At 50.1% G+C, this 9,217-nt stretch carries 5 protein-coding genes, 1 tRNA gene and 1 pseudogene; 2 read left to right on the top strand and 5 right to left on the bottom strand.

The features are described from left to right. Window positions 1-224, bottom strand: a 224-nt coding sequence (locus tag X474_RS21020; protein WP_044351814.1) for a transposase, incomplete at its 3' end; no start/stop codon positions are given. Between the two features lie 297 nt (window positions 225-521). Here X474_RS21020 and X474_RS21015 point away from each other — a divergent pair. Then, a complete protein-coding gene (locus X474_RS21015; protein ID WP_197282216.1) occupies window positions 522-1,532 on the top strand; it encodes a hypothetical protein in 1,011 nt (336 codons plus the stop codon). A 109-nt stretch (window positions 1,533-1,641) separates the two neighbouring features. Here the strand turns inward: X474_RS21015 and X474_RS21010 are convergent, their stop codons facing one another. The 4 genes from X474_RS21010 to X474_RS26345 form a co-directional block, all read right to left on the bottom strand. Then, window positions 1,642-3,288 carry an SAM-dependent methyltransferase gene (locus tag X474_RS21010; RefSeq protein WP_044351812.1) on the bottom strand — a complete coding sequence of 549 codons (1,647 nt, stop codon included), beginning with the start codon at window positions 3,286-3,288 and terminating at the stop codon, window positions 1,642-1,644. Between the two features lie 106 nt (window positions 3,289-3,394). Beyond that, window positions 3,395-5,506 (bottom strand): TonB-dependent receptor, encoded by a 2,112-nt coding sequence (locus X474_RS21005; protein WP_044351811.1) that lies wholly within the window; start codon window positions 5,504-5,506, stop codon window positions 3,395-3,397. A 246-nt stretch (window positions 5,507-5,752) separates the two neighbouring features. Next, window positions 5,753-6,697, bottom strand: a complete 945-nt coding sequence (locus X474_RS21000; protein WP_044351810.1) for a helix-turn-helix domain-containing protein — start codon at window positions 6,695-6,697, stop codon at window positions 5,753-5,755. Between the two features lie 841 nt (window positions 6,698-7,538). Then, window positions 7,539-7,630: transfer RNA gene (locus X474_RS26345), tRNA-OTHER, on the bottom strand. Between the two features lie 1,319 nt (window positions 7,631-8,949). Between X474_RS26345 and X474_RS20985 the strand changes: the two are divergent. Beyond that, window positions 8,950-9,217, top strand: a pseudogene (locus X474_RS20985) (IS110 family RNA-guided transposase); the annotation flags it as partial.

Below are 9,217 nucleotides of genomic sequence, written 5' to 3'. Positions count from 1 at the left end.
GCCTTGGTCAAAAGCTTCCGCTCGTAATGACCGGCACGACTGTCAACCCGGTCAGGGGATCTGGAATATTTGGGAGCATTGCAGAGTCTATCTGCTTCGGCATCCAGTAAATCGTTTAAGGTCTGCTCCACTGTGCCCCTGACCATTTCGTCCAAATGGCCCCGAATCTTACCCTCGTCGATATGTACGACATGCCCGAGCTTTTTGGTGTTATCCTTGTCCAAGGTGGTGGTCCTTTTGTTTGGTGGCTGAAACTTTGGCAATTTCTATTTCACCATACGAAGACCACCGCCTACTTATAAAAGCGAAAAATATCTTACGTTATCCGGATTAGGGACGATAACCACCAAGGATAAGAAGGCGTAAATTTGACCTTTATGAGGACTTAGGCCGCTCATTGCACAATGGAACGCCTGATGCGGGGTAACGGGATATACTGTCCAGGGCAAAAAAGGTAAATCTACCGTTAGACCCCGGCATGAAAGACTAACAAGTTAATGAAAACAAATCGGGACACCTGCTTGGCTGCTTTAAAATCTGATCGGCACGAAACAGAGCCAGGCCAAAAATTCGAAGTGGACAGCTTCCGCCCTGAGGACGCCCTGGGCGTGGCTCGCCTGTACTACGCGGTTTATGGCGACTCCTTTCCCGTGGATTATGTCTACGACCCTGCGGAGTTGGTGCGCCTGAACCAGGGGCCGGACCTGTACCAGGTCGTGGGCAGGACATCTAAAGGCGACGTGGTGGGCCTGTACGCGCTATTCAGGAACCCTCCAGGTCGGCATATCATGGAGGGCGGCTCCTGGATCGTTCATCCCGCATATCGCGGGACCACCCTGGCGGTGCGCCTGGCCCGGCGGATGCACCACACCCCGCCGGAGAAGCTTGAGCTGGATATCATTTTCGGACAATGCGTCTGCAATCACGTAATAACCCAAAAACTTGGCGTAAACTTCAAGTCACTGGTCTGCGCCCTGGAGTTGGAGCCCATGCCGCCCAAGCCGGATGAGCTTGGGGGCGGCCAAGAAGGCCGGGTGTCCCTGCTGGACGAGTTCATAATTATTCACGACCGGCCGCACGAGGTGTATGCGCCGCAACAATACCTGGACTTTCTGAACGAATTCTATGCTTCGCGGGGACTGGACCGGCAGATGGCCGAAGACCGCCTCCCCGCAGGGCGCACCGTGTTTTCCGTGCAGACCTTTGGCGAGGCGGGCCTGACCAAGGTGACCGTCGAAACCCTGGGTCTTGATTTTTCCGAAAAGTTGGCAGATGTCATGGCCGAACAGCCGGGCATCCACGCGCACCAGCTGGTTCTGCCCCTGGCTGCGCCTGGATGCACCATGGCCGTGGAAGCCGCCAGATCAGCCGGATTCTTCCTGGGCGGGGTGCTCCCGTTATGGTTTGACAGGGACGGTCTGCTTATGCAAAAGCTGGCCAAGGAACCCGAGTGGTCGTTCATCCGCCTTCATCGCCAGGCAGCCAAGGACCTCCTGAGCAAAATCATGGCCGACCGAAATTCCCTGACCTGAGGCAAAAAGGCGGCATCCAACTTAATCAAGCCGCCAAACTCTCCAATAAATGGGGTCCACCGCTGTTTCACACCCTGGACATCTCGGCCATATGCCGCCTTGGATTTCTTCAATTTAAAAAGGGACCGACGTAAATCAGATATGACTGAGGCATTTTTTCTTTGCCCACCAATTCCACGATATTGTCAAGCCTGCCCTTGACCACTCTCTGACTATCTTTAAAACCAGCGTTTCCCACCAAGGCAATCGGTGTTTTCAAGTCATAATAAACGGAAAGTTTATTTACTATGTCTGGCAGCGTAATCATGTAGCCAGGCATGAAAATCACCAAAGATGTTTGCCTTTCCAGCATTGCATCAAAATCAAAGCATGTTTTATTAAGCCAATCGTCGACATCCGGAACCGTTAAAATAACGGACTTGGTGTTTCCTCCTTGCGTAACGCTCTTTTGCAGGACAGCGTTGGCAACGTCAAATGAACTCATCCCGGGAACAACTATGGGGTCAAGGTCGGCGAATTCCCGCGAAATCCACGACCATGGCGCATAGGTCAAGGGGTCGCCTATATCCAGAATGCATACCTGCTTGCCCTTTTCTATTGCCTGACGCACCTTAACGGCCGTCTCCTGCCTGGCCTTTTCAGCAGCAACGAACCGTTCCAAATCCTTGCCGGAAAAGGCATCCGCACTCTTGCCGTATCCATGCCAAATCCAAGCTTCTTTACCTGAAGGCACCCAAATCTCTTTGCCTTGCAGCAGTCGCTTGTGTTTGAAGCCCGTTTTAAGAACGCCAAACTGATCTATTATCAAGTCGGATTTTTCAACTATGTTCGCCGCCCGTAATGTAGCCAAGTCAGCGTTATTGAAATACAATCCGACCAAATATAGCTTTCCCTTCTTTTTTTCCGCTTTGACATGGTATTTCGGGCTATCCAGGTTGGCGCCAACGAAAACCATAAATTCTTTTGGAATTTTTTGTTTGGATGCTATTTTTTCAATATCTGCAATTGTACCCCAGACAACCTTTTCCTTATGGGTATATCCCGTATTAAAAACCAGGGCAATCGGAGTTTCAGAAGAATATTTTTTTGAGAGTTTTTTTAACATTAAGGAAAAATCATTTTTAGAACAACAAACAACCATGGTTGCTGATTTGCTGGCCAGTTTATCGATTGTATCCTTTTGTCCGGGAGCGTCGTTGGTGGTTATTATGATTGACTTGGCAATATCGCTAAATGATATATCATCCCGCAAGGCTGCATTTGCCGCGTGAAACAGGCAAATTCCCGGCTCCACCTTTACAGTGAGATCCTTGAACGCGGTGAGGCACCAAGTCAGGTTTCCATAAACCATGGGATCACCGTGGTCGAGAATGGCAACCACCTTGTTGGCTTTTACTGCGCTCCGGACCGTTTTTATAATCCGGTCTCGTTTTGCGGCCCTACCAGCAGAATTCTCTGTTTTAAGGCGAGAATCCTCACCGGTAACCAGCAATTCTTTGCCGGCCAATAACCCGCTGAACTGTTTGGCCAGTATGGGATCGCAGATGATCAGGTCGGCCTTGCGAACAGTCTGTTGCGCGCTGATGGTAATTAAATCAGCATCACCCGGCCCCATGCCGACAAGGTATATGTGTGGTTGGCTTACCTTGTTTTTTTTAGAGTGTTGTCCGCCGGTCCCGGCAAGGGCAGTAGATGTCATCAGAAGCAACGCAATGGCAATTGCCAATGGCATCGGATTAATGGTTCTTATTTTCATAAAACATCGCCTCTCATTTTCAGCTATATCAATGGCCCGCTTTACTGATCTCCGCCAAGGCGGGGGCCGCCCAGCGCGGCAGCCCCGCTACGCCGCCATGCGTCGCCTAAAACCGGTAGGTGAACCTCACTCCAATGGACCTGGGCGCGCCATCTTCGACAATGGTGCCGATGAAATAAGAGGACTTACTCAAATAGTATTCATTCTCAAAAAGGTTTTTGCACCATAGGACAACGTCAAACAAGGACGACTTGTAGCCCAAACGCAGGTTGACCAACTGGTGTCCGCCGACTTCGTATTCATTCTTTGCGTCTTTATAAAAATCACTCACTCCGGTGAGGTCTGCCCTGCCGAAAAGACCCGAAGTATGGATGTATTCCGCGCCCGCGTTATAGGTGTATTCGGGCACAGAAGTCAAGCGCTTGCCGCTGTAGTCATAGCTGCCGCCCGTTTTTTCATCAGATACCCATTCGTCGATGGTGGCGTCGGCATAACCGATTCCCCCGAAGATACGCCATCCAACCGCGGGCCGTAATGCCAGTTCCAACTCAAATCCCTGGGACGATGCCTTGCCCGCATTGGTGATGCTCCTCAAGGCGGGACCGGCCAGCCACGCCGAAACCTGCTTGTCTGAGATGTCGATACGATAAAACGCCGCGTTTAAGGTGAGCTTGTTGTTAAGCCAGGATGATTTCATGCCGATCTCATAGTTCCAGGTATACTCCGGATCCCAGGCAAAATTGTCACGTCCCTGGGCCATGCCATAGTTATATCCTCCGGCCAGAAATCCCTTGGCAACACTGGTGTACAACGTAAGGTCCTGGGTGACGTCAAAGCTGATGGATCCCTTGGGCAGCACCTCGCTTGACTCCAGGTCAGCCGAATAGGGATCTGGTGCGAGGTTGGATTTTTGAGTTCCATCGGAGCTTTGCTGATCAAACCGCAGCCCCGCGGTGAGATGAAGCCTTTTAAAAAGGGTGTAAGTGGCTTGCCCGAACACGGCATAACCTTTGGTGTCATAGTCCGTCTCCCTGCTCTGGCCAAGGAAACTGGCATCCACCTCCACCTCTTCGCTAAATCCGTATATGCCGGCAAGCCATTTGAAAGGGGTGTCATTATCGGCTGAGGAAAAACGGAACTCCTGGCTGTAATAGGTATTGGTGGTCTTAAAGCGTTGATTTTGATAGGGTTCCGGTCCCAACTCACCGTCATACTCAAGATTGTGCTCAAAATCGTTTCTCACCGAAATGGAAACCAAGTCAAAAGAATCAGCCGAATACTTGGCGCGCAGGGCTTGGCCATTGTTTTCAACCTTCTGGAGGCTGGGTCCGTTCCAGTTGATTATATAGCGATCGGTTTGAGCAGAGCCGTCAATGTAACGCGAATGGCCATAGCCGTCGTCCTTCTCAAAGGCGTTTGCCAAAAAGGAGATGTCCCACTTTTCGCTTGGCGTCCAACGGAGCTTGGCCTGGCCGGTTTTATGATCGATCTTCGCAGCCTTGTCGTCGCCGTTGTAGATATTTTCAATGAATCCGTCGGAATCCCTGGTTTCAAAAGCCACGCCCATAAAGAGCTTATCTTTCACCACCGGGCCGCTGACATTGGCGCCGGCGTTGAACAAAAAGCTGTTGCGGTCGGGTCCGTTATAAAATCCGGGCTCCCCATACACGGTCCCCCGCACTTCATTGCCCGGCTGCTTGGTGATGATCCGGATTGCTCCGGACTCGGTGTTGCGGCCGTACAGAGTGCCTTGGGGGCCCCTGAGCACCTCCACCCTCTCAATGTCCATCAAGTCGGGATTCTGCATGGAGGTGAACGGGTAGTTAATGTCGTCCACGAAAAGTCCGGACGGGGAGTTCAGGGCCATGCTATGGGTGGAAACGCCCCTTATGATGAGCTGGTCCCAATAGGAATAAACGTTGGGAGTGAAGTTGGTCAGGTCGCTCATGTCCACAATACCGGCGTCTTCGATTTCAGCACCCGAAAGCACGCTCATGCTTATGGGCACGTCCTGGATATTTTCCTCCCGCTTCTGGGCGGTCACCAAGATACCTTGCATCTTGGTTTCCTCTTGAGGCGCCTTTTCTTCAACCTGATCCGGGGGCTTGGCCTCCCGGGCATAAGCCTCCGGCGGCATGCAAAGAAAGACCAAGCCAAGCCAGGCCAACAGGGTAATGACACTCCCGGCTGTGAGTTTGAAACGCATGTTTTGATTCATTGGAAGGCCCCCTCGTGGGATCTATTAGAATTTAATTGCATGAGGCAAAATCAGTTTAAATTGACCAGGGATAATTCATAACTCTAAAAATAGTTAGATGCTAACCCCATATGAACTATTTCTTGCCTTGAATGAACGCGGGCAAGGCGGGCGGTTTAACAGCCTGTCAAACAGTGCGGGGAAGTAACACGACTAACGGTGGCCAACCGGCGTAGAAAAAAACGTTAACTTACTGTTTTTACCCGATTACTTTCCGGCAAGCGCGAGGGCCGGGGCACCCGAATGGGCTTTTTGGGAGAGCCTGTTGCAGACATTGGGCTGTAAGCCATATTGACTGGTAAAAGCCCTGGAAAAGGCGGATACGCTGTTGTAACCGACCGCGAATGCGGCTTCGGTAACATTCATCTGACGGGTTTCAAGCAGCTTTTTAGCGCTTTGCAAGCGGATTTGACGGAGATAGCCAAATACCGTGGTTCCAAACAAGGCGCGGAAACCGCGATTGAGCTTTACATGGGAAAGGCCCACGGTTTTGGCCAGCGTAAACAGGGATGGCGGGTCTTTTAACTCTCTGCCTAACAACTCCGCGGCATGGTATATTTTCTCCATGTCACCCGGAATCAACGCTGTTTTTTGATCGTTTTGGGGGTTGGAATCAATCAGGGCCTGGAGCCTCAGGGCTATGAGTTCAATCGCCTTGCTTTCCAAGAACAACCGCCTGGTCAAACCCTCGTAGGGGCAATCCAGTATCTGTCTGAAGGCATGTTGCATCTTGGGAGTAACCGCTGTGGAGTGCTGGTAGATTTCCGAGACGCTGCCATCGGCCAGGCGCCTGAAATCAGGCGGCAGCGAATCCATTTCATCTCTGAGCATGGCGAAAAAAAATTCCGGGTCCACAAGCAGGGTCAATCCTAGATAGTAGGTATCCCTTTCATTTACTATGATTCCACTCCGATCGGGAAAGTAGAAAAGCTGGCTTTGCCGGGAGTTTGCGGGAACATCGTTGGCCATACCCACCGCCCGGCCCGTAATGCTGCCTGAAATACAAAAGCCTATTCCAAAGGCCGGGCTGGGATCCCGCACCTCTCTTACCAGGCGCTCACTGACCTTGTAGTTGGAGCAACTCAGCTTAAAACCAGGGCGAAGTTCAATGCGCTTCAATGAGCCCTGAGCTATTTCCTCGGGCAGATCCATTTGGTTTCAAACCTTTTGTTCAGATTGTCCAATGCAGAGGGCCCAGAGGAGTCATGGTGGTCATTCCCATAGGATAGGTCCGTAATCAAGGTGTTAGCCATGGTCCATGCATTTACCTGGGTGTTGCTCCCGCCTGGCATCAATTCTTTTGAGTTGGATAGAACGCGTATCCTATATTTATAAATATTAACATAATTCGTCAGTATTAATTAGCTAATTCAGGGAAAATGTCAAGCCTTTACTCGGAGCTGGATAATCTGCCTTTAACCTGAATAGATAAAAGGTGTTCGGTGGGATCAGCAACCCACCAGCATCAGCAGTATTCTTTCATATTGGTTGCCGGTTTTAAAACCGGCATCTATTTAGATCCCATCCTGGAAGTCTTGTTTATGGTTTATGGGCCAAGGCAAAAAACTTTATTGCCTTTGCGTTTTGTCTTGATGAAGCGATCGAGAATGCGGGAGGCCCATGAAGGCGAGTCCAGGCCAAAGGCGAGCTTAAGGGTGGAGATGCAACCTTTGATTCCGGACCGAAATTTTTTTTAAGCTTATGGAACACCCAGAAATTCCTGACCATCTCACCAATCCGCTAAAACCTGCCTTCGAGGAGTTAATAGGGGCGGTTCTTGGCGAAATTGGGTGCACACCATCATAGCCTTGAGATGAACCAGCCAGACAACTCAGGATTCAAAAAACTCTGTTTGTCTATCCGGCTATAAGAAAAATTGGGATACTTTTGTGTCACAAAAGAGCCCAAAAAATAGCCTATCCACACCTTTTTCTTTAACCGGCCAATAACTCAAAAGGGGCTGGGCTTTACGCCTAACTCCTTGAAATCATTATGGCGGAAATGCATGGGAATCGAACCCACCCACCGCCTTCCTCAGACGGTACACCGAATTTGAAGGCACACCCGAAGAGTTTGCCGACCTCCTCACATTTCGCCAACTTACTGCAACTACAGAAAATTTTGAATGGCAGATTTTTCAGCTAGGCAGCGATTTTCCGGGTTTTCCAGAAAAAATCCCTCTCAGATTCCCTTGCAGAAAGTGCTTTGCCCATGCGGAGTGCACTGTCTCGTCTTGCTCATGACAGAACTCCCAGACTTCGACCTCCGTGCCGTCGGCGGTCTTCAGTCGGTCGCCGGTGTCTACCAGCATATTGTTCTGGAATACCATGTTGATTAGTTGCGTCACCTTTTTGGTGCTCCATCCCTTCGAAACGCGGCGAGCAGAAAAGAGAGGAGGCTGGTCCTTGATGTCCAGGCGGGCAATACAAAGCCAGGAACCCAGCAGTGCTTCGTACTGGTCTACTGTCGGCGGTTCTTCATCACTTTGGAGAGTTTAGAATGGCTTGTAAATCCGTATCAGTGGTCGGCAAACCGAGCAGGTTGTCATCCAAATCGGCCGTATTGAAATCATACTCAATCACCACATTGGATTTCTTAATTTTTCCTGAGTGGCTTGTCAATATTGACATAAAAAATATCATATTTCGCACTACGCTGGATAAGCTTGCGTTTGACGACAAAGAAGGAAACCAAAGCACTGTCCCAATCAATTGTTTTGATCCTATCAAGGGTTTTATTAAACCCGTCCATGTTCACACCTCTGGATTGCGCTCTGTTACGACATATAGCTGCTCAGATATCTCAACGATGCGGCAGCGCTCGTTTTTTCGGAGGCGGGGTCCCTTTACCAAAATGAAATCCTCACACTCATTGCCATTACGTTCGTAATGAACGTCTTAGATGTTGTACCCCTTATGGGGGACGTTACCGGTTGACTTTGGGTAATGGTTGAATTGTTTTTTTTGATATATTGACTGCGAGTAACTCATCAATTACTCTATATATAATTGCTATACATTTAAACTGGTGGATCGAGAAGTTCTCTCCAATTTCATAGCACTCTAGAGTAGATTCGCTTATTTAGCGGTCTTGGTGCACCCGAGGTGGGCACTGCTGGAGAAAACGAGCCTAAGAACAGTCAATCACGAGTGTTGGCGCGGCTGCTGCCGCATAATGTGGGATGAAGTTCCCTCGAATTTGTGGACCCGAGGTGGGCACTGCTGGAGAAAACGAGCCTAAGAACAGTCAATCACGAGTGTTGGCGCGGCTGCTGCCGCATAATGTGGGATGAAGTTCCCTCGAATTTGTGGACATAGAATAATCGCGAGGGGTGCTCTCCCCCCTTGCAACGAGGTTTGCGATAATCAGCCTCAAACACCTTAACGCCGGAAAGGAGAGCCCTCATGGCCCATTATGTAGGACTTGATGTTTCATTGGATGAGACCAGCATCTGTGCCCTTGACGAGAACGGTAATACAGTGTGGCAAGGTAAAACTTCCTCTAAGCCCGAAGCAATTGCCAAGGCTTTAAGCGTCAAAGCACCTGAAGCGATCAAAATCGGTTTTGAAACTGGTCCGCTGTCCACTTGGCACTGGCACAGTTTCAAGGAAATAGGCCTTCCGGTAGTCTGCTTGGATGCGCGTCATGCAAAGGCGGCTCTTTCCATGCCAC

This window comes from Dethiosulfatarculus sandiegensis (assembly GCF_000931935.2).
In the GTDB taxonomy this organism is placed as follows: Bacteria; Desulfobacterota; Desulfarculia; order Desulfarculales; family Desulfarculaceae; genus Dethiosulfatarculus; species Dethiosulfatarculus sandiegensis.
The sequence above is the reverse complement of the archived record's forward strand: the minus strand, read 5'-3'. Positions and strand labels throughout refer to the sequence as shown.

Coding starts and splice junctions, on each gene's coding strand:
- X474_RS21000 (WP_044351810.1), bottom strand. CDS start 6,697: ATGGATCTGCCCGAGGAAATAGCTCAGGGCTCATTGAAGCGCATTGAA.
- X474_RS21010 (WP_044351812.1), bottom strand. CDS start 3,288: ATGAAAATAAGAACCATTAATCCGATGCCATTGGCAATTGCCATTGCG.
- X474_RS21005 (WP_044351811.1), bottom strand. CDS start 5,506: ATGAATCAAAACATGCGTTTCAAACTCACAGCCGGGAGTGTCATTACC.